Source organism: Streptomyces puniciscabiei (genome assembly GCF_006715785.1).
GTDB lineage: Bacteria > Actinomycetota > Actinomycetes > Streptomycetales > Streptomycetaceae > Streptomyces > Streptomyces puniciscabiei.
In genome coordinates this window covers 5,646,703-5,671,765 of sequence record NZ_VFNX01000001.1, presented here as the reverse complement: position 1 = coordinate 5,671,765, position 25,063 = coordinate 5,646,703, and the positions used below count along the sequence as shown (strand labels likewise).

General features: G+C 71.3%; 20 protein-coding genes. 4 read left to right on the top strand and 16 right to left on the bottom strand.

Annotation, left to right across the window (positions count from 1 at the left end; genetic code table 11):
• Positions 1 to 184: 184 nt before the first annotated feature.
• Both FB563_RS26235 and FB563_RS26230 read right to left on the bottom strand, forming a co-directional pair.
• Positions 185 to 616: a hypothetical protein gene (locus FB563_RS26235; RefSeq protein WP_055710589.1), complete on the bottom strand. Its 432-nt coding sequence runs from the start codon at positions 614 to 616 to the stop codon at positions 185 to 187.
• A gap of 96 nt (positions 617 to 712) precedes the next feature.
• Entirely contained in the window at positions 713 to 1,462 is a 750-nt protein-coding gene (locus FB563_RS26230; protein WP_142218408.1) for a transposase family protein, read from the bottom strand.
• A 1,095-nt stretch (positions 1,463 to 2,557) separates the two neighbouring features.
• On the opposite strand from FB563_RS26230, the gene FB563_RS26225 reads away from it, so the two are divergent.
• A complete protein-coding gene (locus FB563_RS26225) occupies positions 2,558 to 3,541 on the top strand; it encodes a lytic polysaccharide monooxygenase auxiliary activity family 9 protein (RefSeq protein WP_055709748.1) in 984 nt (327 codons plus the stop codon).
• Between the two features lie 51 nt (positions 3,542 to 3,592).
• On the opposite strand, the gene FB563_RS26220 is transcribed toward FB563_RS26225, so the two are convergent.
• Positions 3,593 to 4,456, bottom strand: a complete 864-nt coding sequence (locus FB563_RS26220; protein ID WP_142218935.1) for an esterase/lipase family protein — start codon at positions 4,454 to 4,456, stop codon at positions 3,593 to 3,595.
• Positions 4,457 to 4,623: 167 nt separating this feature from the next.
• Entirely contained in the window at positions 4,624 to 5,070 is a 447-nt protein-coding gene (locus FB563_RS26215; protein ID WP_055709651.1) for a MarR family winged helix-turn-helix transcriptional regulator, read from the bottom strand.
• Between the two features lie 102 nt (positions 5,071 to 5,172).
• On the opposite strand from FB563_RS26215, the gene FB563_RS26210 reads away from it, so the two are divergent.
• Positions 5,173 to 5,547 carry a cupin domain-containing protein gene (locus tag FB563_RS26210; RefSeq protein WP_055709650.1) on the top strand — a complete coding sequence of 125 codons (375 nt, stop codon included), beginning with the start codon at positions 5,173 to 5,175 and terminating at the stop codon, positions 5,545 to 5,547.
• Here the strand turns inward: FB563_RS26210 and FB563_RS26205 are convergent.
• The 9 genes from FB563_RS26205 to FB563_RS26165 all read right to left on the bottom strand — a co-directional run bounded on the left by FB563_RS26205 (position 5,525) and on the right by FB563_RS26165 (position 18,722).
• On the bottom strand, positions 5,525 to 6,538 hold the full coding sequence (locus tag FB563_RS26205; RefSeq protein WP_055709649.1) for a DNA polymerase Y family protein: 1,014 nt from the start codon (positions 6,536 to 6,538) through the stop codon (positions 5,525 to 5,527). The genes FB563_RS26210 and FB563_RS26205 overlap by 23 nt on opposite strands.
• Positions 6,535 to 9,972, bottom strand: coding sequence for a DNA polymerase III subunit alpha (locus tag FB563_RS26200; RefSeq protein ID WP_142218934.1), 3,438 nt, complete (start codon positions 9,970 to 9,972; stop codon positions 6,535 to 6,537). The genes FB563_RS26205 and FB563_RS26200 overlap by 4 nt, the downstream gene beginning before the upstream one ends.
• A gap of 261 nt (positions 9,973 to 10,233) precedes the next feature.
• Positions 10,234 to 11,316 carry a S1 family peptidase gene (locus FB563_RS26195; protein WP_142218933.1) on the bottom strand — a complete coding sequence of 361 codons (1,083 nt, stop codon included), beginning with the start codon at positions 11,314 to 11,316 and terminating at the stop codon, positions 10,234 to 10,236.
• Between the two features lie 344 nt (positions 11,317 to 11,660).
• Positions 11,661 to 12,560: a S1 family peptidase gene (locus FB563_RS26190; RefSeq protein ID WP_055709534.1), complete on the bottom strand. Its 900-nt coding sequence runs from the start codon at positions 12,558 to 12,560 to the stop codon at positions 11,661 to 11,663.
• 231 nt (positions 12,561 to 12,791) lie between these two features.
• Complete coding sequence (locus tag FB563_RS26185; protein WP_055709535.1) at positions 12,792 to 13,574, bottom strand: DUF1684 domain-containing protein; 783 nt, start codon at positions 13,572 to 13,574, stop codon at positions 12,792 to 12,794.
• A gap of 76 nt (positions 13,575 to 13,650) precedes the next feature.
• Positions 13,651 to 14,916: an NtaA/DmoA family FMN-dependent monooxygenase gene (locus FB563_RS26180; RefSeq protein ID WP_142218932.1), complete on the bottom strand. Its 1,266-nt coding sequence runs from the start codon at positions 14,914 to 14,916 to the stop codon at positions 13,651 to 13,653.
• A complete protein-coding gene (locus FB563_RS26175) occupies positions 14,913 to 15,995 on the bottom strand; it encodes an LLM class flavin-dependent oxidoreductase (protein WP_142218931.1) in 1,083 nt (360 codons plus the stop codon). The genes FB563_RS26180 and FB563_RS26175 overlap by 4 nt, the downstream gene beginning before the upstream one ends.
• A gap of 112 nt (positions 15,996 to 16,107) precedes the next feature.
• Entirely contained in the window at positions 16,108 to 17,868 is a 1,761-nt protein-coding gene (locus FB563_RS26170) for an FAD/NAD(P)-binding protein (RefSeq protein ID WP_055707110.1), read from the bottom strand.
• A complete protein-coding gene (locus FB563_RS26165) occupies positions 17,865 to 18,722 on the bottom strand; it encodes an amino acid ABC transporter permease (RefSeq protein WP_055707111.1) in 858 nt (285 codons plus the stop codon). Before FB563_RS26165 ends, FB563_RS26170 begins: the two co-directional genes overlap by 4 nt.
• Positions 18,723 to 19,127: 405 nt before the next feature.
• On the opposite strand from FB563_RS26165, the gene FB563_RS26160 reads away from it, so the two are divergent.
• Positions 19,128 to 20,051 carry an ABC transporter substrate-binding protein gene (locus FB563_RS26160; RefSeq protein ID WP_055710260.1) on the top strand — a complete coding sequence of 308 codons (924 nt, stop codon included), beginning with the start codon at positions 19,128 to 19,130 and terminating at the stop codon, positions 20,049 to 20,051.
• 20 nt (positions 20,052 to 20,071) lie between these two features.
• On the opposite strand, the gene FB563_RS26155 is transcribed toward FB563_RS26160, so the two are convergent.
• On the bottom strand, positions 20,072 to 21,280 hold the full coding sequence (locus FB563_RS26155; protein WP_079049120.1) for a DUF5685 family protein: 1,209 nt from the start codon (positions 21,278 to 21,280) through the stop codon (positions 20,072 to 20,074).
• A 268-nt stretch (positions 21,281 to 21,548) separates the two neighbouring features.
• Between FB563_RS26155 and FB563_RS26150 the strand changes: the two genes are divergently transcribed.
• Positions 21,549 to 21,986, top strand: coding sequence for a cell division protein SepF (locus FB563_RS26150; RefSeq protein ID WP_055710258.1), 438 nt, complete (start codon positions 21,549 to 21,551; stop codon positions 21,984 to 21,986).
• Between the two features lie 37 nt (positions 21,987 to 22,023).
• Here FB563_RS26150 and FB563_RS26145 read toward each other — a convergent pair whose 3' ends face one another.
• Together FB563_RS26145 and FB563_RS26140 are read right to left on the bottom strand one after the other, a co-directional pair.
• Complete coding sequence (locus FB563_RS26145; protein WP_055710257.1) at positions 22,024 to 23,214, bottom strand: acyl-CoA dehydrogenase family protein; 1,191 nt, start codon at positions 23,212 to 23,214, stop codon at positions 22,024 to 22,026.
• Between the two features lie 99 nt (positions 23,215 to 23,313).
• Positions 23,314 to 24,924 (bottom strand): MFS transporter, encoded by a 1,611-nt coding sequence (locus FB563_RS26140; protein ID WP_142218930.1) that lies wholly within the window; start codon positions 24,922 to 24,924, stop codon positions 23,314 to 23,316.
• Positions 24,925 to 25,063 lie beyond the last annotated feature (139 nt).

Here is a 25,063-nt window from a genome sequence, read left to right as displayed (position 1 = left end):
ACGTGTTGTACTGCGTCCCACGCTGTTGAGCAGCGGCGTAACTGAACTGACTCCCTGAGAAGTCAACTCCCTGCCCCGAACCGCCCCCGGCCCATGCACCAGCGCGCTGGGCAGGCACGGTGCCCTTTTTGTTCCGCCGCTTGGCCTTGTTGCTCTTACCCCCCACCGGATTCACCTCCGTCTGTCAGTTGAAGGTGTTGTGCTGCGTGCCACTACCCAGCACTGCAGACTTCTCGAACGTCGAACCGCTGAAGTCGTTGTGCACGGACGACCCTCTGCTGGCCGCACTGGCTTGCTCAATCACAGCTTGAAGCTCCGCCGCAACCTGCTGCCGCTGCACATCCGGCAGTTCCTCCATTAGCATCTCCAACCGGCTCTGCCAAACCGCAGCCTGGGCCGCCTGGACCAGCGTGTACTCGCCCTCACTCGCTGCATCCAGAACCACCCGCGTCCGGTCTAGTCGTTCCAACTCCGCCTGCTCCCGTGCTGGCTCACCACGACCGAGCACTCGAGCGATACCATCGCGCACCCCGTTCCAGGCGTCCGTCCCGGCCGCCTGCACGATGGCACCGCCACCCGTCGCCGCCAACGCCAACAACGCCTCTACCAGCACCACGCCCCCCTTGACGAGCTATCAGTAGGTCTGATCAGCCTAGAACCTCACCCCACCCCCGGGTGCTACAAACCAAAGGAAGCCGGCCAATGAGCCTTTTCAACGTTGCCTCTCCAGGGTGAGGACTGCGGCGGCGATGTCCGTCATGCGGTTCGGGCTGCAGCGGCTGCGGCGGAAGATCCGCCAGGACTTCAGGCGGGCGACACCTCGTTCGACGGGAGCGCGGGCCTGGGCGAGTGCCCGGTTCAGCGTCCGCTCGGTCGGTGACAGTTCGCCGTTGGGCGGGCGGCGGATGGCGGTGGTGGCCCAGGAGCCGGCGCCGATGTAGGCGCGGTCGGCGACGATCGGGACGCCCTGGCGTTCGCAGATTCGGATGATGCGGTGGGTGCGTGCGGCGGTCAGATCGTGAGCACGGCCCGGCAAGGCCGGCGAGATCCACAGAAGCTGGCCTACGGGATCGGTGACGACCTGCACGTTCACGCCGTGGCGCCGGTGCTTGTGGGAGTAATCGGCGCGTCCGTCGCCCAGGCGGTCGCACTCGCTGAGGGTGCCGTCCAGGAGTACGTAGTCCGGGTCGTGCTCGCGCAGGGTCTTGAGCAGGCCCGGCGCCCGGTCGGCGAGGAGCCGCACGACGGCGGTGGTGTAGGCGTGGGCGGTGCCGACGGATATGCCGAACCCGGCGGCGATCTGCGCGAGAGTCTCGTGCTTGCGCAGGTAGGCGAGAGCGACGAGGGCGCGCTGGTGCGGCGGGAGCTTGCAGCGGCGGTCACCCTCGCGGGTGACGATAAGCATCGTGACCCACTCGACCAGCGCATGAGGCAGGTCGAGTGCGGCAGGATAGGGAACCAACAGGGCTCCTGGACCGGCAGGTTGAGACTTCGAACACCTCACCCAACGGCACGGGAGCCCTGTCCGTTGCGGGCACCAAGGTCATCACCCGATCGGTGGCCACGCTGAAAAGGCTCAATGATCTACACAGGGTGATCCGCTGGTGGCGTGACCCGAGCAGGGCCCAAGCGCATGAGTGAGCCCGGTAGCAAGCACCTTTGTCGGTCACGAATCGCTCGTTGTGGTTGATGCCGTGGGCAGAGAACCAGACTCGCGGCCGGTGGAGGAACTACCCACCGACCGTCAAGGGCAATTACTGCGGGACGCCTGCCACACCTCCGACACAGACCTCGACGCACCGGGTATGTCCTCACTGTCGTGCGAGGGTGCCCGACGCGGACCTGGACGGCGTAGCCGGGATCGTGCGGCTGCCCCCTGAGTGCTACAACACCTTGTTTACGACAGTCAGCGGGATGCCCAGAGATTCCACTGGAATACCCCCCTCCGGTGAATACACGGCTAAGTTGGCGTGGTCCGCTGACCTGCACCTGCACACGCCCAGGTCAATGGCCTAGGTGAGTGGAAGCGCCCGCCTCTCTTCTAAGCGCCCGGTCGCTCAGCGCGAGCCACAACCGTGCCCGTCCGCCGCCAAGGCGCCCCCTGCAGGCGGTAGACCGCCGTAGCGCTCACCGTGCGGACCCGCCGAGAGAGCAGCGAGTGAGGGACGTGTGCGGCGGGAGCACCTTAGACGTTCACCCAGTTCAGAGGCCTATGTCCGTGCTCCTGGCGCCTGCCCTCCGGAGCCATGTGCCCAGGCTCAGCGAGGCAACACGTGTACGCGCTGCCGGGAGCCAATCGGGGAGCCAACTGAGGCGTCCGGCTGCGAACGAACCCGAACCGACGTGGACAGCCGCGCTGCTTGGGAGCAGGTGAGCCACCGGGTCTCTCCCCCCTTCCTGAGCCCCCGGTTAGTCCCGCCTTAACGGCACCATAAGGATCTCCATCCTCCGCCTGCACCAGGCGATTTCCCGGTTTCCCGGGGCTAGCTTCGGATCACCCCCACGGGTTCCCCCGGGTTCCGCCCCCATCGAAGGACCGTTTTCCGAGGAGTTCCGCATGCCCGCTCGTGCCCGTCGCGCGGCCGCCGTCGTCGCCGTGCTCGGTCTGCCACCCCTCGCCCTGACCGTGCTCGCCGCCGCTCCGGCGTCCGCGCACGGTTCGATGGGCGACCCGGTCAGCCGTGTCTCGCAGTGCTACGCGGAGGGTCCGGAGAGCCCGAAGTCGGCCGCGTGCAGGGCGGCCGTGGCGGCCGGCGGCACCCAGGCGCTGTACGACTGGAACGGCATCCGGATCGGCGACGCCGCCGGGCAGCACCGGAAGCTGATCCCGGACGGCAAGCTGTGCAGCGCGAACAACGAGGAGTTCAAGGGCCTCGACCTGGCCCGCGCCGACTGGCCGGCGACGCGCGTGCACAGCGGGTCGTACACCTTCAGGTACCGGGTGACGGCACCGCACAAGGGCACCTTCAAGGTGTATCTCACCAAGCCCGGTTACGACCCCGCGGGGCCGCTGGCCTGGTCCGGGCTGGATCTGGAGCACCCGGTGGCGACGGTCACCGACCCGGTCGCCTCGGGCGGCTTCTACACGTTCTCCGGCACGCTTCCCGAGCGGTCCGGCAAGCAGCTGCTGTATGCGATCTGGCAGCGCTCGGACAGCCCGGAGGCGTTCTACTCCTGCTCGGACGTGGACTTCGGCGGCACCGGCGCGGGGAGCACGGGGCCGGGCCCCGCTCCGACCGCCTCCGCGCCCTCCGAGCGGCAGATCGCGGCCGGTGCCGACAAGTCGACGATGCGGCACCACGGTCACGGCGGTGAGGGCACGCCGACCGCGGCGCGGAAGCCCGCGGGGCAGCCCTCGACCGCGCCCGGCGCGCCCAACTCGCCCAAGGCGGCCGGTACTTCGCGTGATCTCGCGGAGACCGGCGCCTCCTCCGGCACCTCGTACGTCGCGATCGGCGGCGCGGCGGCGCTGGCGCTCGGCTCGGCGGCGCTGTTCCTGTCGGTGCGGCGGCGTGCGGCGGGTGGCGCGCACCGCCGGTGAGGTTCCCGGGGCCTGTCCGGCGGCTCAGGCCGGACAGGTCCCGGCGGCACGTCAGCTGAAGGCGGATGCGCAGGTCGTGGCGCCGGCGTGGGCCGGGTCGAGCGCGTTCGCCACCTCGTGGAAGGCGATGCGGTCGAACAGGCCGATGGCGACGTGCTCGGAGAGGTCGAGCGGGCAGAGGTCCTGGAGCAGGACGTTGTGGACGTCGGAGCCGCTCAGGTACTGGCTCCGCCAGGGAGTGGCCACCTCGTCGTACTTGGTGGCGATGACCGTGTAGTGCACTCCGGGGACGGTGTCGCCGTCCGCGTTGAGCTTGGTGAGGAAGTCGGAGCCGGGGATCTGGTCGGCGAGGCCTGGGGTGGTGGCCTTGACGAGGTCCGAGGCGCCGGGGAAGTACGGCAGCAGGTTGGTGAGTCCGCTCAGCGAGGCGCCGTGGTTGTCGGGAGCCAGTCCGACGAGGGCGTTCACCTTGGCGGCTCCGCCGAGGAACTTCAGGTAGTAGCGGGGCATCAGGCCGCCCTGGGAGTGGCCGACCAGGTCGGCCTTGGCGGCTCCGGTCGCGGCGAGCACCTTGTCCACGAAGGCCGACAGCTGCTCGGCCGACTTGTCGACGGGGCCGAGGCCGTAGAAGAGGGGAACGCCGGTCAGCTGACCGTAGTCCAGGGAGTAGACGCAGTAACCTCGGTCCTTCAGGTAGGGGGCGAGGGAGAGCCAGTTGTCCACCGAGTTGCCCAGGGTGCCGTGCACCATGATCACCGGGCGGGGATGGGCGGCGGAGGGCTTGCAGTCGTAGTCGTTCCAGCCACTGCTGGGAGCCGTGTCCGCGGCGGCAGCCGTTGCGGCGGGCACGGTGGCGACTGCGGCGGTGAGGAGCAGCGCGGCGAGGGGTCTGAGCACTCGCTTCCAGGGCAGCATCGGGTGATCTCCTTGCGGCTCAAGGGAGGTGGGGGCCTAACCCTGTGATCCGGATCACGAGGATGCTGTTCACCTGTCAAGTTACGGGCGAGTAGCCCGAGTTGAGAAGTTACGCGTCAGTAAAACTTCCAGTGATAACTGGAGCGCCATCCACCCCTGACAGACCGTCACCACGCCGGTCTGATCGGACCAGAGGGAGCGATCCGCGCCAAACGCTCCCCGAGTGCGCGCACTTCACCCTCACCGAGCACCTCGGCCCACCTGCCCGCGACCTCGGCCGCCGCCGCCTCCGCCGCGCGGGTGCAGGCCCAGCCGCGCTCGGTCAGCACGATCAGCCGGGCCCGCGCGTCCTGCGGATGCGGCCGCCGTTCGGCGTACCCCTTGCGTACGATCTCGTCCACGAGCTGGCTCGCGGCCTGCTTGGTCACCCCGAGGTGCGCCGCGAGATCGGTGACGGTGGCGCCGTCCGGCGCGAGCCGCGCGAAGGCGAAGCCGTGCGCCGGCCGCAGATGGGTGAAGCCGCGCGCCACGACCCCGTCGTGGATGCGTTGCGTGAGGTCGCCGGCGACGGCGAGCAGGGCGGCGGACAGGGCCATGGCTTCGGAGTTCTGCACGGAGGCATTGAAACACCCTTGACAGGTTGGTCAAGCAGATTGACCATATAGTCAAGCTACTTGACCACTTGCCCGCTTGTCCACATGAACGGAGATCACCGCATGCCCGTCGTCCGCTCGTCCCAGGCCACGACCCATGAGATCCACGGCGCCCGCTTCGTCTCGTACGCCACCCCGCTCACCGGAAGCAAGGAGCTCTGCGCCTGGCGCGGGGAGATCCCGGCGGGCACCAAGGCGCCGGCCCACACCGTCAACCGCGAGGAGATCTTCCATCTGCTCGTGGGCGAACTGCTGATCACCCTCGACGGCCGCACCGAACGCATCGGCGCGGGCGACACGGTGATCGTCGGCCCCGGCACGGCCTTCGGCGTGGAGAACCCGACCGATCACACCGCGCTCTCCTGGGTCACCACCTCCATCGGTCTGGAGGCGGAGCTGGCCGACGGCACCCGTATCACGCCGCCCTGGGCCAACTGACCGCCGTGGAGCCGCCGCCACGCCCCAGGGCCCCCGGCATCACCGCCCTGGGCCCGAACTTCGCCCGCGCGCGGTCCGCGACCTCCTCGATGCGGCGGGCCTTCTCGTCCGCGGGGTCGAAGGTGAGCTGGTAGGAGGCCTGGTCGGCGGGGGCCAGACCCTCGGCGCGCAGGGCGAGCGCGCGGACCCGGGCGCGCTGCAGGCCGAGCGCCTCGTACATGCCGTAGGCCGCCTTCGTCAGGGCCGCCGAGTGCGCGGTCGGCTCCTTCAGGGTGCGGCTGCGGGTGGTGGAGGAGCGGTCGGCGTAGCGCACGGTGAGGGTCAGGGTGCCGCAGATCTTCTCCACCGCGCGCAGCCGGGCGCCCAGTTCCTCGGCGGCGGACAGCAGCGCACCGCGGTGCCGGCCGGGATCCAGCTCGTCGAGGTCGAAGGCGCGTTCCGTGGCCAGCGACCGCGAGACGGCGTTCGGCACGACCCGGCCCCGGTCGATGCCGCTCGCCTTCTCGCGCAGCTCGCGGCCGGCCTTCGCGCCGATCAGCCGCTGGAGCGTGGACAGCGGCGCGGCGGCGACCAGGCCCAGGGTGTCCAGGCCGTACTCGCCCAGGGTGCGGGTGGTCGCCGCGCCGACGCCGGGCAGCGCGGAGACGGGCCGCTCGGCGAGGAACTCCGCGATGCCCTCCGGGTCCTCGGGCACGACACACGTCACCCCGGGCCGGGCGCCCTGCAGCGCCATACGGGCCAGCATCGGGCCGGGACCGGCGCCGATCACACAGTCGACGCCGTACCGCGCGAGGGCCCGCACCCGGATCACCGAGGCCAGCTCCACCGCGCTGCGCCCGAAGTAGCGCTCGGCACCGCGCAGATCGGCCAGCGCCCCGTCCGGCGGCAGCGCCTGAACGACCGGGGTGAAGTCCTCCAGCAACCCGAGCAGTCCGGGCAGGGCCGCCTCGTACATGGGCGGCAGCTGGAAACGTACGCAGAGGATGGTCATCCCGCACTCCCCGGACTCTGGTGCCACAACTTCCGTACGGCAGCGGGCCCTTGTGAGGCCTCCTGCCCCGCGGGCCGCAGATCGGCCCACGGATGCATCTCGTATCCGGTCGGCAGCTGGATCCGCCGTCCACCGGTCGGATCGTCACCCGTGCCCGCGGCCACCGGCTCCGCGAGCCGCGCCGCCACCTCCTCGAGCCCGCCCTCGGCACGCAGCTCGACCAGCTCTGCGAGGTTCCAGGCGGCGGAGCCCACCACGCTCAGGCTGCGCGGCCCGCGCCGCTGCACCACTCCCCGCACCAGCAGCAGCCACGAGTGGAAGACGGTGTGGGCGCACGCGTCGTGCGAGTCGTCGAAGAACGCCAGGTCGACCAGCCCCGTGCCGTCGTCCAGCGTGGAGAAGATGACCCGCTTGCCGGAGCGGATCGGCGGGGTCTGGGTGGCCGCCTTGGCGCCCGCGACCAGCACGGTCTCGCCGTGCCGCGCCTCGCGCAGCCGACGCGCGGAGACCACGCCCAGCTCCTTCAGGAACTCCCGGTGGTCGTCCATCAGATTGCGCGAGGCGTCCATGGACAGCACGCCCAGCTCGGCGCTGAGCCGTTCCGCCGACGTCAGATCCGGCAGCCCCGCAGGTGCGGTCTTGCGTCCACCCGCCAACGGGAGCTGACCGCCCCCGCCGCCCCGGGCGCCCCGGTGCAGCTCGGTCAGGTGCAGTTGCAGATCGCGCCGGTTGGCGCCGAAGGCGTCCAAGGCCCCCACCTGGGCGAGCCTTTGCGCCAGCGGCCGGCTCGGCCGGGCCCGCTCCCAGAAATCCACCAGGGAGGAGTACGGCTGCCCGTCCGTGATCCGCTTCGCCTCGGCCTCGCTGATGCCGTGCACATCGGAGAGGGCGAGCCGCAGCCCCCACACCCCGGACCCGGACACCAGTTCGATCCGATGAGCGACCCCGGACACGTTCACGTCCAACGGCAGGATGGGCACCCCGCGCCGCCGCGCGTCGGCCAGCAGCAGCCGCTTGGGATACATCCCCGGATCGTGCGTGAGCAGCCCGGCGTAGAAGGCGGCCGGGTGATGGGCCTTCAGCCAGGCCGACTGATACGTCGGCACGGCGAACGCGACCGCGTGCGCCTTGCAGAACCCGTAGGACCCGAAGGCCTCCACGATCTCCCAGGTACGCCGAATCGTTTCCGCGTCATATCCCCTGGCCGCGGCCTGCTGTGCGAACCACACCTTGATCCGCCCCTGCGACTCCGGGTCGGACAGCCCCCGCCGCACCCGGTCGGCCTCGCCCCGTCCGCACCCGGTCATGATGGCGACGATGTCGATGACCTGCTCGTGGAAGACGACGACACCGTACGTCCCCTCCAGCGGCCGCTCCAGGTCGGGATGCGGATAACGCACCGGCGCCCGCCCGTGCCGCGCCTCGATGAAGGGCCGCACCATGTCGGCGGCGACGGGCCCGGGCCGGAACAGCGAGATGTCGACGACCAGATCATGGAAGGTACTCGGCTGCAGCCGCCCCACCAGATCCCGCTGCCCCGGCGACTCGATCTGGAAGCACCCCAGCGTCTCGGTCGAACGAATCAGCCGATACGTCTCCGGATCCCCCGCCGGCACCGCGTCCAGATCGATCCGCTCCCCCGTCACCCGCTCCACCTCGGCGACCGCGTGCGCCATGGCCGACTGCATCCGCACGCCCAGCACGTCGAGCTTGAGCAGCCCGAGGTCCTCCACGTCCTCCTTGTCGAACTGCGACATGGGCAGCCCCTCACCGCTGGTCGGCACCACCGGCGTCCGGGCGAGCAGCGTGGCGTCGGACAGCAGCACCCCGCACGGATGCATGGCGACCCCGCGCGGCAGGGCATCGAGCGCCTCGACGAGCTCCCACAGCCTGCCGTACCGCTCCCCTTCCCGCTGCAGCTGCCTCGCCAGCTGCTTCAGCTCGGGCAGCTCCGCCAGGGCGGCGCGCGCGTCCCGGGCCCGGATGTGCGGAAAGGACTTGGCCACCCGGTCGATCTCACCCGGATCCATGGACAGGGCGGCACCCACATCCCGGATGGCATGCCGCACCCGATAGGTCTCCGGCATGGACACGGTCGCGACCCGCTCCTCCCCGAACCGCCCGATGATCGCCCGGTACACCTCGATCCGCCGCGCGGACTCCACATCGATGTCGATGTCGGGCAGCACCACCCGCTCCTTGGAGAGGAAGCGCTCCATCAGCAACCCGTGCTCGACCGGATCGGCGTGCGCGATCCCCAGAAGGTGATTGACGAGCGATCCGGCCCCGGACCCCCGGGCGGCCACCCGGATCCCCATCTTCCGTACGTCGTCGACCACCTGAGCAACCGTCAGGAAGTAGGAGGCGAAGCCATGGTGGGCGATGATGTCCAGCTCATGGTGCATCCGCTCCCAGTACGCACGCCGTCCGTCGTACCCGAGCCGCACCATCCCCGCCACGGCCCGCGAGGCAAGGGCCCGCTGGGCGGTGCGCCGCCCGGCACCCACCAGATGCGCCTCGGGAAAGTGCACGGTCCCGATACCGAGATCCCCCTCGGGGTCGACCCGGCACTCCTCGGCCACGGCCAGGGTCTGCTCCAGCAGCCGCCGGGCGGTGTCCCGCCGGTACCCGGCAGCCTCCACGACCCGCTCGGCAACCCCCATCATCGCCCGCGCGTCCTTCAGCCAGGCCTCCCCGGAGTCCAGCTCCCCGCGCGGATCGATCGGTACCAGCCGCCGCGCGGCATCCAGCACATCGGCAACGGGCCCCGCCCCCGGATCGGCATACCGGACGGCGTTGCTGAGCACCGGCCGGACACCCTGCTCGGCGGCGAACCCCACGGTACGGGCGGCCAGCCGCAGCGAGCCGGGCCCCGTGCCCCCGCGCCCGTGCCACACGGCCTCCAGCCGCAGCGCATCGCCGTAGACCTCACGCCAGGCCCCGAGAAGCCTCGCGGCCCGATCGGGCCGCCCCGCGGCAAGGGCCCGCCCCACGTCCGACCCCGGACCGAGCAGTACGGTCAGACCGTCGCCGTGATTGTCCGGCCAGGGCAGCAGGGGCGCTCCCTCTCCCGCGTGCGCCGCCGTGACGAGCCGGCACAGGTCGGCCCAGCCCCGGGCGCCGTCCCGGGCGAGGAAGGTGACCCGGGGGGTCGACTCGTCGATGAAGGCGCCACCCCGGACCGGGGCGCGGCGCTTTTCCCGTCGGAGCGCTTCCGCGGGGGCCGCGGCCAGATCCACCCCGAAGACCGGCCGCACCCTCACCCCGGCGCAGGCCTTGGCGAAGCGCACCGCCCCCGCGACGGTGTCCCGATCGGTGAGCGCGAGCGCATCCATCCCCCGCTCCGAGGCACGCTCGGCCAGCCGCTCCGGATGGGATGCCCCGTACCTGAGGGAGAACCCGGAGACGGTGTGCAGATGCGCGAAGCCCGGCACACGCACCTCCCGCACTCGTGAGCCCCGAACAGCTCTCGAACATCAGTTCCCTACTTCCACCCCCACCATACCCCCATTCTCGAACATGCGTACGACATCCGCTCGACGGCTTCCGACCTGCACAAACGGCGTCCGGGGCGGCCCCCACCCACGCCCGACGCATACGACGGCGGCCCCCGTCCACGCCCGCCACATACGACGGAGCCCCGCCCCCACGCACGGCGGGACGGGACTCCACGGAACGCACATCCAAAGAAGGCGTCAGCCGATCTGCGCCCCCGTGGCGGAGAGCGCGGCGGTCACCGGCTGGAAGAACGTCTCCCCGCCGGAGGTGCAGTCGCCGCTACCACCCGACGTCAGCCCGATGGCGCTGCTCCCCGAGAACAGCGACCCACCGCTGTCCCCCGGCTCGGCGCACACATCGGTCTGGATGAGACCGCTGACGGTGCCCTCCTGATAGTTCACCGTGGCGTTCAGCCCGGTGACCGTACCGTCGTGCACATGGGTCGTCGACCCACTGCGCGTCACCTTCATCCCCACCGTCGCCTCGGCGGCCCCGGTGATCTTCTGCGTGGACCCGTCGTACAGATCGACCTCACTCGGGTGGTCCACCTGCGCCGTGTACTTCACGAGCCCGAAGTCGGTCCCCGGGAAGTGGGACTCCGCGTTCTGCCCGATCTCCTGGCCACTGGAGTCCGACCAGGCGGAGATCGCCGCGGTGCAGTGCCCGGCGGTCAGGAAGTACGGCTGCCCGTCCTTGACCACGTTGAACCCGAGCGAGCAGCGCCCGCCGGACCCGCTGATCGCGTCACCACCGGCGATGAAGGGCTTGAACTCCCCCTTCGACCTCTTCAGCTCCGCCCTGCCGCCGAGCCCGCCGACCACCTTGCTCAGCTTGGCCCACTTCGCGCCGGAGACCGTCTTGTCGGCGGTGACGACGACCTTGTTACTCACCGGATCGGTCGCCCAGGACGTCCCCGGAATGGTCGCGTCCTTCTTCAGGACGGTCCGCGCGCCGTCCAGTTCGGCCGACGAGTTGGCGACGAGTCTCGCCTTGGCCCCGGCCGCCTCGACGGCGTGCACCGCCTTCTGGTCGACCACGTTGACGACGAGGCTCTTGGCCGAGGCATCGTAGTAGCCACCCGCGGCCTCGGACCCGAGGCGGCTCAGCAGCGTCGAGGCGAGGTTTCCGGCCGCCGGAGCGGACAGGACCTTCGTCTCCGTAGCCGACTTCGCAGGCTCACTGGCGTTCGCATTCTGCAAGGTGACACCCGCGGCGACCAGTGCGGCGATGCCCGCGCCGGCCACGGCGACCCGCCGCCTGGGTATGCGTCGGTGCTTCAACTCACGTCCTCCTGTGGGGGGATGGTCCGCGAGCTGTGGGGACTCGCCGGACCGGAAGGCTGGTTGACGAGCGTCCACTCTTCCGAACGACGCGGGGAGCACACAAGGTTGACTTCAGGACGCGCGTAGAGAGGCCTTGCGCCCCCTCCCTGCTTGACCGTGGACAGTCAGCCCAGGGGGAATTCGCACAGCAAACACGACGCGCACGTGACCCACACCGGACGGTGACGACACCGACTGGCCGAAACCGAACGCCCGACACCCACGAGGAAGCCCCCGCACGCCAAGCGGCATGCGGGGGCTCGCCGAACCAGAACCCGAAACCGGACTCGAAGCCGAACCCGTCAGGGCAGCGTGACCCCGTAGTAGCTCAACGCCTCGGTCACCGGCTGGAAGAACGTCGTACCACCGGAGGTGCAGTCACCACTGCCGCCGGAGGTCAGCCCGTAGGCCACGGTCCCCCCGTACAGCGGACCGCCGCTGTCGCCGCCCTCGGCGCACACCGTGGTCTGGATCAGACCGTAGACGATGTCACCGCTGCCGTAGTTGACGGTGGCGTTCAGCGCGGTGACCCGGCCGCTGTGCGTACCGGTGGTGGAACCACGCCGGTACACGGTCTGTCCCACGGACGGCGTGGCCGCGCTCGTGATGGACTGGCTGCCCACGGCACTCGGGTGCGAGATCGAGGAGTTGGTGTACCGCACCAGGGCGAAGTCGTTGCCCGGGAAGCTGTAGCCGACGTTGGTGCCGAGCACCGTGGTGTGGCTGGAGTTGCTGTACCAGGTCGAGGCGACCTGGCCGCAGTGACCGGCGGTGAGGAAGTAGTACGTGCTGCCGCTGTGCACGTTGAAGCCGAGCGAGCAGCGGTACTGGCCGCCGTAGATGGCGTCGCCGCCGGAGATCAGCTTGTTGAACTTACCCGGGGTGTGCTTGATGGTGAGCGCGTTCGCGTTGGCGCCGGCCTGCCGCTTGATCTTGGCGATCTCGGCCTTGGACACGGTGCTGTCGACGGTGACGAGGACGCGGTCGGTCCTGCTGTCCACCGCCCAGGCCGTACCGGGTACGTCGGCCTTGAGAACGGCGTCGTTGGCCTTGCTGAGCTGGGCGGCGCTGAACGCGTGGTCGCCGTCGGCGTTCGCGGTGGGGGCGGCGAACGCGGCCGCGGCGAGGAGACCGGTGGCCACGGCGATCAGCCGGGTCCGTCTCGCAGTGCCGATGTGGGGAGTGTTGCGCTTGATCCTCACTTTTCGTTCCCTCCCAGGGGAAGTCGGGGGCCCGCGTGGGGTCGGGGCCGGTGAGGCGCAGCCAGGGGGCGCGCCGGGTTGCGAACATGCATGCCCCCTGACAAGCGCTGAGGGGGAGTATTCGGCCGAATGACCGGTCGGCACAAGAGTGCCTTTCGGCCGTTGGGCTTTAAACCACCTTTACGTGGCAGTCCCTGACACCGGCTCAGCGCACGCTCCACCCCGTACAGGTCAGCTCACCGCACGCTCCCCCGCCTCGATCGCCACCTCCAGCGTGTTGCCGGGGGGCGGGAACGGGCAGATGAAATGGTCGGCGAAGGCACACGGCGGGAGCTGGGCACGGTTGAAGTCGACGGCCGTACGCCCCTCGGCGTCCGGCGCGGCCGGGTACAGGAAGCGGAACCGGAAGCTGGTGCCGCCGCTGGTGGCGTCGGCGAACACCGCCCACAGCAGCCCGTCGCCCTGCTGAGCGACCTGCAGCGTCAGCTCCCGTCCGGCCAGCGTGAAGGCCAGCTCACCGGCGAGGGCGAGCCCCCGCTCGCGCCCGTCCGCGTTACCGACCCGGACGGTGCGGGTGCCGTCGTACGGCGTGAACCGCCCCGGCACCGACCAGCGGGCGTCGTACGGGGTGGCCTCGATGCCCTGGAAGGCGCGCCGGGCCGCCGAGGCGGGGTCGAACACCCGCACGCCCCACACGCCCTCGCGCACCAGGACGAACAGCCGCTTCTCTCCCAGCGCGACCCGCGCCCGCGCCTCCGGCCCGGGGTCGGCGGCGAGCCGGACCTCACCCGCGAAGGGCCGCCCGTCCACGCTCAGGCCGTCGGTCGCGCCGGCGGTGAGCACCACGCCCTCCCCGTCGGCCACCCAGGTCCCGGGAATGGCCGGAAGTCGCCCGTCCGGATAGTCCTCCACCCAGTGCGTGGCGGTCAGCGCGAGCGGCCCGTAGGGCGCCGAGACCCGCTCGATCCGCGTCTCGTGCCACTGCTTCCATGCATCGGCCGCGTCCGTCGTCATACCGTCTTTCCTTTCATCTGCGTTACCTGCGCCATCCGCGCCATCCGCGCCATCCGCTCCATCCGCGTCACTTGCGTCATCCGCGATCAGCCTTCCCCGCCGGGTGATCCAGCCCGAGATGGGAGCGAAGAGTCGCGCCCCGGTATTCCGTGCGGAACACGCCACGTTCCTGGAGCAGCGGCACCACCCGGTCCACGAACTCCTCCAGCCCGTCGGCCGCGAGCAGGAAACCGTCGGCCAGTCCCTCGCGGACATGGGCGTCGAGGTCGGCGGCGACCGCGTCGGGGGTGCCGACGAAGGACGGCCTGCCGCTCGTCTCGATCACGGTCTCCCGGCTGGAGAGCCCCTTCTCCTCCGCCAGCGCCCGCCATCTGGCGACGCGCGCCAGGGTTTCGGGATCGCTGCTCCGTGGGGCGATCCCGGGCAGCGGGCCGTCGGGGTCGTGGCCGGAGAGGTCCACGCCCCAGAGTCGCTCCAGCGCGTAGCGCGCATACCGCGGGGTGACCCGTTGCCGAATGATCCCGGCGGCCCGCTCCTGCGCCTCGGCGGCGGTGTCACCGAGGACGACGGTGACAGCGGGCATGACCTTCAGGGCCTGTGGCGCACGGCCGTACGCCGCGAGCCGCCGCCGGACATCGGCACGGCGGGCGCGGGCCGTCTCGGGCGGGCCGTGCCGGGTGAGGAGCACATCGGCCGTGGCCGCTGCCAGCTCCCGGGTCTCCTCGGACTCGTCGCCGTGGATCACCACGGGCCGCTCCTGGGGTGAGCGCGGCAGCCCGAACTCGCCGGCGAGGTCGAAGTGCCGGCCCCGGTGCGTGACCGGCCGGGGCAGACCGTCGGGTGTCCAGGAGTCCCACAACAGCCTCGCCACGGTGACGAACTCGGCCGTCCTCGTGGAACCGGGGGCGCGCTCCGGGTGGGCACCGGGGCGGAAATTCTCGGCGGCGTCCGGCGTGGCCGCCACCCGCCAGGCCGCCCGGCCTCCGCTCAGATGGTCCAACGTGCCGATTCTCCGGGCGAGTTCGTACGGTTCGCCGAAGGCGGTGTCCTCCGTCGCGGCGAGCCCCAGCCGTGCGGTGCCTCCGGCGAGCGCGTTCAGTACGACGACCGGCTCCGGCCATCCCACCGGGTCCAGGTCGTGCAGCCGCCCTCGGTGCTCGGGCAGCCGCAGTCCCCCGTCGAGCAGCAGGAAGTCGAACCGCCCGCGCTCGGCGGTGCGGGCGAGGCGTTCGCAGGCGTGGTACCCGATCCGCGGGCCGGTCGGCGGACCGGTCCTCCCCTCCACTGTGTCACCGGCCGCCGGGAACCGGACCGCCAGGTGCATCTGTGCTCGTACGGTCATGACGTTCCCCCGGCCATGACGTTCCTCCCGGACACGGCGTACTGGTTGGCGGGCCGGGCCAGGCCCAGGTGCTCGCGCAGGGTGCTGCCCGGGTAGAAGGTGCGGAACAGGCCGCGGTGCTGGAGCAGCGCCACCGTGCCGTTGACCAGCCGCTCCAGGTCACGGCGCGGCTCGACGGGCACGAGGTGGAAGCCGTCGGCGACCCCGTCGGTGTACCAGCCCGTGACCAGTTCGGCCAGGTCGACCGGGCCGCCCCGGTACAGCGGCCCCCGCCCGGTCGCCCGCGGGCCCCCGCCCCCGTGTCCGGGCTCGGCCGCGTGCTCGCCGTCGCCGAGGTCCACCAGCAGGCTCACCAGGACCCGCAGGGCATCCGGGTTACGCCCGAACTCGGCGGCCCCCGCGCGCAGTTCGTCGCGTACGGCGCCGGCCTGTGCCGGGGTCGCGGCGCGGACCAGGGCCACGTCGGCGTACCGGGCGGCGACGGTACGGGCCTGGCGTTCGGTGGCGTCGACCAGCCGGACGGGGTGGCCCTGCGGCGGCCGGGGCACGGTCGAGGGGCCCCGCACCGAGAAGGCCGTGCCGGTGAAGTCGACGCGGTGCAGCTTGTCCCGGTCCAGGAAACGGCCGCCCGGCATGTCCCGGATCTCCGCGCCGTCCTCCCAGCTGTCCCACAACTTCGCGGCCACGTCGGCGACTTCGCCCGCCTCCTCCCACAGCTGACCGACGGGCGCCGTGGGCCGGTGGCCGAAGAGCCGGGCCTCGCCCTCACCGGCGGACACGTCGATCCGCCAGCCGGCCCGCCCCCCGCTGACCCAGTCCAGCGTCGCCACGGCCGACTGCACCGCGAAGGGCTCGGTGTGGGTGGTGGTGACGGTCGGGACCAGGCCGATGCGCCGGGTCGCGGGCGCCGCCCGGGACAGCACGGCGAGCGCGTCGGGCCCGGGCCGGGCGAAGGAGTCGTCCAGCGTCACGAAGTCCAGCCCACCGCGCTCGGCCAGCCGGACCAGCTCGACGTACGGTTCGGCGCCGAAACAGTCCGGCAGATCGACGGCGGCGGCGAGATGCAGCAGATTGCTCATGCCCGGCGCCTCGGCATCCCTCGGCCCCCAGCGGCACCCATCCTCACAGCACCTTCGAGGACGTCGAGCGGGCCGAAGCTCTTGTGCACCGACCTGATGTCGACCATGACGCTCATCGTGCGGGTTCCCTTCTCGGTGAGGTGCTCAGGAAGGCCAGCGCCGCGCGGGCGGTGGCGTCGTTCTGCCGGAACGCGGCCCCTCCGGTACGCGGCCGGGTGAAGGCGCCGGGGGAGCGGGCGTCGGTGTACGGGCCGAGCGCGAAGCGCCGGGGATGCGGCTGCCCCGCGCCGTCGAGGATCCGGCCGTCGCCGGGGTCGACCCGGAGCAGTCCGTCGGGGGTCTCGGCGGCGCCGTCGGCGTGCAGTTGGCGCAGCAGGCGGTCGCGGGCCCGGCCGACGGTGGGCTCGGGCAGCCGGGCCTCGACCAGCGCCCGGGCCTCGGCGGAGAAGCCCGGCACGGTGGGACTCGTGGCCCGGAAGACCCCGTCCTCGGCGGTGACGGTCATGTCCGCGCCGAGGAACTTCAGCAGCCCGGCCCGGGACAGCGTGAGCATCTGCCGCAGCCGGGGTCCGGGCGGCCCGGACGCCAGGTAGCTGAAGAAGCCGTGCCACCAGGGGCCGATGTTCCCGAGGCGGACGAGCTGCCCGTAGACGGAGAGCAGCCCGAGGAACACGCCGAGATCGGCGCTGTGCGAAGGGTTGTGACGGCGGCTCAGGTCGGCCGCGACATAGGCCCGCAGGCCGTCCTGGAAGTCCTCGTGGGAGGCGTACCGCACCCCGTCCAGCGGGTGGTCGAGCGCGGCGAGGTCGAGCCGGTCGGCCGGGTCGGGTACGGCGGCGGCGGCCAGCGCCCGCACCTCGGCGACGTCGCTCGCGGCCGTGTACTTCTCCTCGAAGTCGGCCCAGGCCATCGCCGTACGCTCGGCGTGGGCGGTGAAGAGGCGGTGGTAGTGGGCGAAGCCCAGCTCCTTCTCCACCAGCGGCCACACATCGCGCCGGAAGTCGAAGCCCTCCGGCCTGGCCTGCAGGGCCTCGATCTCGGCCGGTCCCAGGAAGCGGGGCAGCGGGGGCCGGTCGCCGGTCCAGTCGTAGCCGATCTTCGCGTGGTACGGCACGCCGCGCCGCGAGCCCACGTAGAGCACCGGCTCGCGCCCCGAGGGCACATAGGTGTCGCCCTCGTACCGCCCGCCGCGGCCCTCGGTGAGCAGCACCATCAGGTCGACGAAGGCCAGCCCGAAGCCGCGCACGAGGACGGGTTCGCCGGGCTTCAGCGCGGACAGGTCGGTGTCGGCGGTGAAGTCGGGAGGCAGGTGCACCAGGCCGTGCGCGCGGGCGTAGGCAACCAACTCGGCTTGGCTGTCGTCGAGTTCGGCGTCGAGGTGGCCGATCGCGAGGATCACCAGGTCGGCGAGGAGGGGACGCGGGCGGCCCTCCAGCCAGACCTGCTGGCGGCCCTCGCGCGGGCCGCTGATCCGCAGGGCGCGCCGGGGATGGTGGTGGACGGTGATGCCCTCGGGCAGCTCGGCCCGCGCGCGCTCGTACACCCAGCGCAGATAGCGGCCCTGGAGCTGCCGGTCGGTGAAGGTGCTGCCGTCGAGGCCCGCCCACTGGTGCAGGGTGGGGCCCTCGCGCACCGGGCCCTCCATGACCACCGTCTCGTCGGTGAACATGGTGACGTCCTCGGCGTGCGAGTTCATCCACAGCAGCGGTGACTGCTTCTCGCGCCAGATGCGGCCGCCGCCCGGCGGATGCGGGTCGACCAGGTGGATGTCGAGGCTCGTACCGGCGTACAGCTCGGGGGCGTTGGCGGCGATACGTTCCAGCAGTCCGGTCCCCCGCGGTCCGGCTCCCACGATCACCAGCTGCGGCCTCATCGGGCGCGCTCCGTGCCCCGCGCGTAGTACTTCTCGATGTAGTGCTGGCCGAGGCCGAGGACCGAGGTGACGACCGCGTACCAGAGGGTCGCGACCATCAGCAGCGGGATGACCTGGTAGGTGCGGTGGTAGATCAACTGTGCGGAGAACAGCAGGTCGTTGACGGCGATGACGCTGACGATCGAGGTGCCCTTGAGGGTGCCGATGAGCATGTTGCCGGCGGGCGGCACGATGGAGCGCATGGCCTGCGGCAGCACGATCCGCCACCAGCGGCGCGACCGGCTCAGGCCCAGCGCCTGGGCGGCCTCGATCTGGCCGCGGTCGACGGAGAGGATGCCGGCCCGGACGACCTCGGCGGCGAAGGCCGCCTCGTGCAGGGTGAGCCCGACGATCGCGACGGCGACCGGGGTGAGCAGGTTGACGGTCCGCAGGCCGAACACCTGCGGGTACAGCGCCCCGATGTTGAACCACAGCAGCAGCTGCACCAGGATCGGGATGGACCGGAACAGCCACACGTAGCCCCAACTGACCGCCCTGAGCACGGGGTTGGCGGAGAGCCGAAAGGCGGCGAGCAGGGTGCCGAGGGCGAAGCCGAGGACCATGACGACCGCGGTCAGCCACAGCGTGAGCCAGAGGCCGCGCAGGATGGAGCCGGAGGTGAAGTAGTCGGCGACGACGTCCCACTGGAACGCCTTGTTGCGTGCGACGGAGGTGACGGCGATCCCGAGCAGCGCGAGGACGACGACGGCTGCCGCCCACTGGCCGTACCGGCGCTGCGGGACGATCCGCGGGGCGTGGGCGGGATCGGGTTTCTCCGCCGCGGCGGGGACTTTGGCGAGGGTGTCGGATGACATGCGAAGGCTCCGTGACGCGAAAGAGTCAGGGTGATGCCTTCACACGGGCGCGCCGCGCGGCGCGGGTACGGCCGAGCCCCTCAGCAGGGCCGTTCGTCGAGAGTACGCGGTCGTTTCGGTGCCCTGTCAAGGCTGTCCGCACTGTGAGCCGTACGTCTCAAGTCAGTTGACGCGGAACCGGATGCCTGTTCCACTTGGCCCATGCATCCACAGCAGTGGCTGGTCACCCGCTCCCACATCGACTTCGGTCGCGTGTGGTCCTCTTCCTGTTGAGCTGACCCCCTGCATGCGCCTGCCCTCCGGGCGGGCGCACTCGCGTTCTCCCTCTTCACCTCCCTCGCCTTCACACGCACTCCCCTCCCCTCGCGCTCTGCCACCCTGTCTGCTCCCAGGAGACCGCCCCCGATGCGCACGCGCCTTCTCGCACCTTTTGTTGGCATTACGGCCGCCACCCTGCTTCTCACCGCCTGCGGCTCGGACGGGACGGGCACGTCGGCAGTCGCCGCCGGATCCGACCAGGTACCCACCACCGATGTCGTCTCGGCCGAGAAGAAGGACGACGCGGCGGCGAAGCTGCTGCCCGCCGGCACCACCCGCCTCACCGTCGCCGTCAGCGTCGGCGGCACGCCGCCCGGCACCGCCTATCTGTCCGACGGCAGGACGCTGACCGGACAGGACGTCGACTTCACCAAGGCGGTCGCCAAGGTGCTCGGCATCCGGCTGAAGGTGGAGCAGGCGAGTTTCGAGGCGATCCTGCCCGCGCTGGACAGCGGCAAGTACGACTTCGGCGCGTCCAACTTCGGCGTCACCGACGAGCGCCGCAAGACCATCGACTTCGTCACCTACGTCAACGACGGCCAGGGCTTCGCCGCCCGCAAGGACAGCAGGCTGACGAAGATCACCGATCTGAGGCAGCTGTGCGGGCTGAACGTGGCGACCGGCGCCGGAACGACCTTCGAGGCCACGCTGGAGGAGAACAAGCACGTCTGCACCGACACCGGCAAGAAGCCGTACCAGGTGCAGACGTACTCCGAACCGAGCGCGATCTTGTCCTCCGTCCAGCAGGGCCGCAGCGACGTGGTGATGTCCACCATCAACGGCCTGGGCTACGCCGTGGCCCATCAGCAGGGGCTGAAGTTCCTGAACGAGTACCACCGCCTGGACGTGGGCTTCGCCTTCAAGAAGGGCACCAGGCTGGCGCCCGCCTTCCAGGCGGCGGTGAACAGGCTGATCGCCGACGGCACGTACGACAGGATCCTCAGGAAGTGGGGCACGACGGCGTCGGCCATCAAAAGGTCCCGGATCAGCCCTCCGGAACTGGGGACCTGAGACCGGCGACCGTCACCGGGTCAGCAGTCGCAGTCACAGCAGTCGCAGCCACAGCAGTCACAGTCACAGCCGCTGCCGTCTCCACCGCCGCCGCAGTTGCAGCAGCCGCAGGGGCTGCCGCAGTCGTCGCAGTCGCAGTCGGAACAGCAGCCCTCACGCTTCTTCCGCGACCAGGGCCCCTCGAACTCGTCGGCGCAGCACGCCTTGCAGGTGCAGCACAGGCCGAGGGCGGCCGCGCAGCCGGCCCAGAAGCCCCGCTTGCCCGGGTGCGGCGGCTGCCCGCCGAAGGGGGTGCCGTACGGGTGTCCCGGCGCGTTCGGCGCGTGGTGACCGGGCGGCAGTCCGAACGAGGCCTCGGGCGCGTGTCCGCACGCGCGCGTGCCGAAGGCCCGGTCCACGGAACGCTCCAGCTCGTGCACGAGCAGCAGGTGGACCAGCCTGCCGTCGGCGAACTCGGCCTCCCGCAGGGCGAGCCGGATGCCGTGCACGGCGTCGTCGGCGAGCCTGCGGGCCTCGGCCCGCGGCGTGCCCGTGGCGGTCAGCGGGTTCCACGCACCCGACGCGGCGTCGGCCTCCTGGTCCTCCACGGCGTCCAGCAGATGCGCGAGCCGGCCGAAGAGCCGGCCCACCTCCGCGAGCGCCGTCGCGTTGCCCGGCCGTCCGGCCAGCACCGCGGTGTGGGCGAAGGCGGCGGCGGTCGCGCTCTCGGTCGGCTCGGTGACGGTCAGGACCGGGGTGCCGTAGCCGGCGAGGGATTCGAGACCCACCTGCCGGTCGACGGCCTCGACGAGGACGGCGGTGTCGAAGCCGACCGCGGCGCCGCTGTGGGCGCCGGCCCGGCTCCAGCCCGCGGCGACCCGGCGCGCCGCGGCGGCCACGGGCCGGTGGGCCAGCAGCCCGTCCCGGTCGGCGACATGGTCGCGTACCTTCGCCGCGGCGAGCACCAGGGAGACGGCGGCGGCGAGCCTGGCGCCCTCGCCCCGGGCCACGGACGCGGTGCGCATCCCGCGCAGCGCGCACGGCCCGGCCGTACGGCGGCCGTCGGCGGTCCGCCCGGACTGAGCCTCCGTCAGGACCGAGATGAGAAGACCGTCATAGTTCGTTACCATGCGCGCGAGTTGTCCGTGGTCGCGGCGCAGGGCGAGGCAGAGTCCGCACAAGTGGGCCATCCACTCGGCCTTGAGACGTTCCCCGAGCCGATGAGAGCACGGTCTGACGATTCCGAACACGACGGTCCCCCGTGATGTGGTACGACGTTGAGGTTCACCCGGACGCACCGATCATCACCCATCTGCCGACGACTATCATATTTCACTCTCAGTCAGCAGCCGTATGTGTCACGACCCTTGGGGCACAAGGACTCTCGACGGATCGGCTGTGCACCAGTACCGTCACAAACCCCCCGCGCGGCGTCTATCCACTTGGCGCGCCGTCCGCATCATGGATGACCATAGGGATGCGGAAAGCAGAAAAAGACCGCTGTGAGAGGAGGCGTCCATGGGATCGGTACGCAAGGCGAGTGCGTGGCTCGGCCTCGTCGACGACAACGATGACGAGCGTTACTACGACGACGAGTACTCCGAGGGCACCGAGTCCGAGGGCGCCTGGGTCACCGACCCCCGGGTGAAGGTGGCCTCGGACACGGCTGAGGAGAAGGGCCGCCGGATCGGCACGGTCACCCCGGACAGCTTCCGGGACGCCCGCGCCATCGGCGAGCTGTTCCGGGACGGGGTCCCGGTCATCATGAACCTCACCAACATGGAGCCCGGCGACGCCAAGCGCGTCGTGGACTTCGCGGCGGGGCTCATCTTCGGTCTGCGCGGCTCGATCGACCGCGTGTCCAACCGGGTGTTCCTGCTCACGCCGGCCGACACCCAGATCATCAGCGGCGAGGCGTCCGCCCACCGCGAGGACGGCTTCTTCAACCAGAGCTGAGGCAGGGCCGCTCACCGGCCCTGCCTGCTGACGAGGATCAGCGGAAGGCGTCGAGCCCGGTGAGCGCCTTGCCCAGCACGAGCTGGTGCATCTCGACGGTGCCCTCATAGGTGAGCACCGACTCGAGGTTGGTCGCGTGCCGCATCACGGGGTATTCGAGGGAGATCCCGTTGGCACCGAGGATCGTCCGCGCCGTACGGCAGATCTCGATCGCCTCGCGGACGTTGTTGAGCTTGCCGAAGCTGACCTGCTCGGGACGCAGGCGGCCGGCGTCCATCCGCCGCCCCAGATGATGGGCGAGCAGGATCCCCTTGTGCAGTTCCACCGCCATGTCGGCGAGCTTGGCCTGGGTGAGCTGGAAGCCGCCGATGGGCCGCCCGAACTGCTCCCGCGTCCTCGCGTACTCCAGCGCCGCCTCGAAGCTGCTGCGCGCCGCGCCCATCGCGCCCCAGACGATGCCGTACCGGGCGTGCGACAGACAGCTGAGCGGTCCGCGCAGTCCGGTGACCTCCGGGAGTACGGCGGTGGCGGGCAGCCGTACGTCGTCCATCACCAGTTCGCTGGTGACGGAGGCACGCAGGGACCACTTGTGCTTAATCTCGGGCGCCGAGAAGCCGGGGGTGTCGGTGGGGACGACGAAGCCGCGGATGCCGTCCTCGGTCTGCGCCCAGACGACGGCGACCCCGGCGACCGACCCGTTGGTGATCCACATCTTGCGGCCGCTCAGCACCCAGTCACCACCGTCGCGCTTGGCGTGGGTGCGCATGGAGGCGGGGTCGGAGCCGTGGTCGGGCTCGGTCAGCCCGAAGCAGCCGATCACCTCGCCGGCCGCCATGCGGGGCAGCCACTCAAGCTTCTGCTCCTCGCTGCCGAACCGGTGGATCGCGTACATGGCGAGCGAGCCCTGCACGGAGACGAGGGACCGGATGCCGGAGTCGGCGGCCTCCAGCTCCAGGCAGGCCAGGCCGTACTGCACGGCCGTCGCGCCGGCGCAGCCGTACCCGGTCAGGGACATGCCGAGGGCGCCGAGGGAACCGAGTTCGCGCGCCAGCTCCCGGATGCCGGGCAGCTCGCCCTTCTCGTACCAGTCGGCGACGTAGGGCAGCACCCGGTCGGCGGCCCAGCCGCGGACGGTGTCCCGGATGGCCAGGTCCTCCGCGTCCAGGAGGTCGTCGATCCCCAGCGGGTCGGTGGGATCGAACGGCGGCAGCTTCGCGGACGCGGACATGGGACACCCCTCCGGGACACGGGAACTCAGCAAAACTAGCAGCGCTAGTTACGGCTCTCCCGCCGACGTTACGGTGCGCCGTCCCACACGTCCAGTACGTCAGGCCGAGACCCGGGACTCCGCCTCCCTCGGCGCGGGCAGCTCCACCGCCGCCGCGGGCTCCGCGCACTGCATGACCCGCGGCAGCCGCAGCGCCATCGCCGCGCCCAGCAGCAACAGGCCCGCGCTCACCAGCAGCGTCACATGCAGCCCGTGCACGAAGGAGTCCCGCGCGGCCCGGCGCAGCGTCTCCCCGGCGCTGCCTCCCAGCCGTCCGGCGATGTCATAGGCCTCGCCGAGCGAGTGCCCCGCCCGGTCCGAGGCGTGCCGCGGAACGCCCGGCACCGAGCGCAGATGCGGCGCGTAGGCCGCGTTCATCACGCTGCCGAGCAGCGCGATGCCGATGCCGGCGCCGAGCTGGTACGACGTCTCGCCGATCGCCGCCGCGCCGCCGGCCTGCTCCGCCGGGGCCTCGCTGAGCATCGACTCGTAGGCGCCGAAGAGGGTGGTCTCCAGACCGAAGCCGAGCAGCACGAAACCGGCGAGCAGCAGCGGTGCGTTGTCGGTGCCGCCCATCGCGGTGAGCGTCAGGACCGCGACGGCGGTGAGGCAGAAGCCGAAGCAGACCATGCGGCGCGGCCCGAAGCGGCGCAGCATGCGGGCGCCCGCCAGGCCCGCCGCCATCGCCGCGACGGTCAGGGGCAGCAGCCTCAGGCCGGTCTGCAGCGGGGAGAGCCCGAGCACCAGTTGCAGATACTGGGCGGCGATCAGCTCCAGGCCGACGAGCGCGAGCATCGCCAGCACGATGCAGCCCACCGAGGTGCTGAACGCGGGCCGGCGGAACATCCGCAGGTCCACCAGCGGCTGCGGAAGCCTGCGCTGCCGCCGTACGAAGAGGACGAGGAGGGCCACGCCGACCAGCAGCGGCAGCACGGTGAACACACTCGCCGGCGCCTCGCCACCGCCCAGCCGCTTCACGCCGAGGACGACCCCGAACAGACCGCCGGCCGCCATCAGGGCGCCGGTGACGTCCCAGGGACCGCACCCGTCACCGCGCGACTCGGGCAGCAGGATCCGGCCCACCGGGAGGCTGACCAGCATCAGCGGGATGTTGACCAGGAAGACCGCACCCCACCAGAAGTGCTCCAGCAGGAAACCGCCGAGCAGCGGGCCGACGGCCGCGCCGACGGCGGCCACCGCGCTCCAGATGCCGATCGCGAGCGCGCGCTCGCGCCGGTCGGGGAAGACCTGACGCAGGATCGACAGGGTCGCCGGCATGATCATGGCACCGCCGACGCCGAGCAGGGCGCGGGCGAGGATCAGCATCTCGGCGGTCTGCGCGAAGGCGGCCAGGGCAGAGGCGATGCCGAACAGGCCGTAGCCGAGCAGCAGGACGCGTCTGCGGCCGACCCGGTCGCCGAGGGTGCCGAAGAGGATCAGCAGCGAGGCGCAGACCAGCGGATAGACGTCGACGATCCAGAGCAGCTCTATGGCGCCGGGCCTGAGGTCCTCGGTGACGGCGGGGACCGCCACGTGCAGCACGGTCGCGTCGAGGGCGACGAGCAGCAGGCTGACGCAGAGGACGACGAGAACGACCCAGCGGTTGGCAGCGGCACCGGCCCCGGCCGCCCGACGGCACGGCCGTACGGCAGCCGTGGTCGTCCCGGACATGTACGTACCTCCCAGATGTGCCGCGCGCGGGGCGGACCGACGGGGTGGGGACTCCCCGTCGTACGGCCGGAGAGGAGCGGTGTCTCCGGCCCGCGCAAACCCACGCGGGTGACTCGTCAGCGTACGCGAGTCCGCCACG

Bases quoted from the DNA above. Each gene is read 5' to 3' on its own strand.
- FB563_RS26145 (WP_055710257.1), bottom strand. From the start codon at position 23,214: ATGTCCGCGTCCGCGAAGCTGCCGCCGTTCGATCCCACCGACCCGCTG.
- FB563_RS26170 (WP_055707110.1), bottom strand. From the start codon at position 17,868: ATGAGGCCGCAGCTGGTGATCGTGGGAGCCGGACCGCGGGGGACCGGA.
- FB563_RS26220 (WP_142218935.1), bottom strand. From the start codon at position 4,456: ATGCTGCCCTGGAAGCGAGTGCTCAGACCCCTCGCCGCGCTGCTCCTC.
- FB563_RS26210 (WP_055709650.1), top strand. From the start codon at position 5,173: ATGCCCGTCGTCCGCTCGTCCCAGGCCACGACCCATGAGATCCACGGC.
- FB563_RS26160 (WP_055710260.1), top strand. From the start codon at position 19,128: ATGCGCACGCGCCTTCTCGCACCTTTTGTTGGCATTACGGCCGCCACC.
- FB563_RS26185 (WP_055709535.1), bottom strand. From the start codon at position 13,574: ATGACGACGGACGCGGCCGATGCATGGAAGCAGTGGCACGAGACGCGG.
- FB563_RS26225 (WP_055709748.1), top strand. From the start codon at position 2,558: ATGCCCGCTCGTGCCCGTCGCGCGGCCGCCGTCGTCGCCGTGCTCGGT.
- FB563_RS26150 (WP_055710258.1), top strand. From the start codon at position 21,549: ATGGGATCGGTACGCAAGGCGAGTGCGTGGCTCGGCCTCGTCGACGAC.
- FB563_RS26165 (WP_055707111.1), bottom strand. From the start codon at position 18,722: ATGTCATCCGACACCCTCGCCAAAGTCCCCGCCGCGGCGGAGAAACCC.
- FB563_RS26175 (WP_142218931.1), bottom strand. From the start codon at position 15,995: ATGAGCAATCTGCTGCATCTCGCCGCCGCCGTCGATCTGCCGGACTGT.
- FB563_RS26180 (WP_142218932.1), bottom strand. From the start codon at position 14,916: ATGACCGTACGAGCACAGATGCACCTGGCGGTCCGGTTCCCGGCGGCC.
- FB563_RS26140 (WP_142218930.1), bottom strand. From the start codon at position 24,924: ATGTCCGGGACGACCACGGCTGCCGTACGGCCGTGCCGTCGGGCGGCC.
- FB563_RS26205 (WP_055709649.1), bottom strand. From the start codon at position 6,538: ATGACCATCCTCTGCGTACGTTTCCAGCTGCCGCCCATGTACGAGGCG.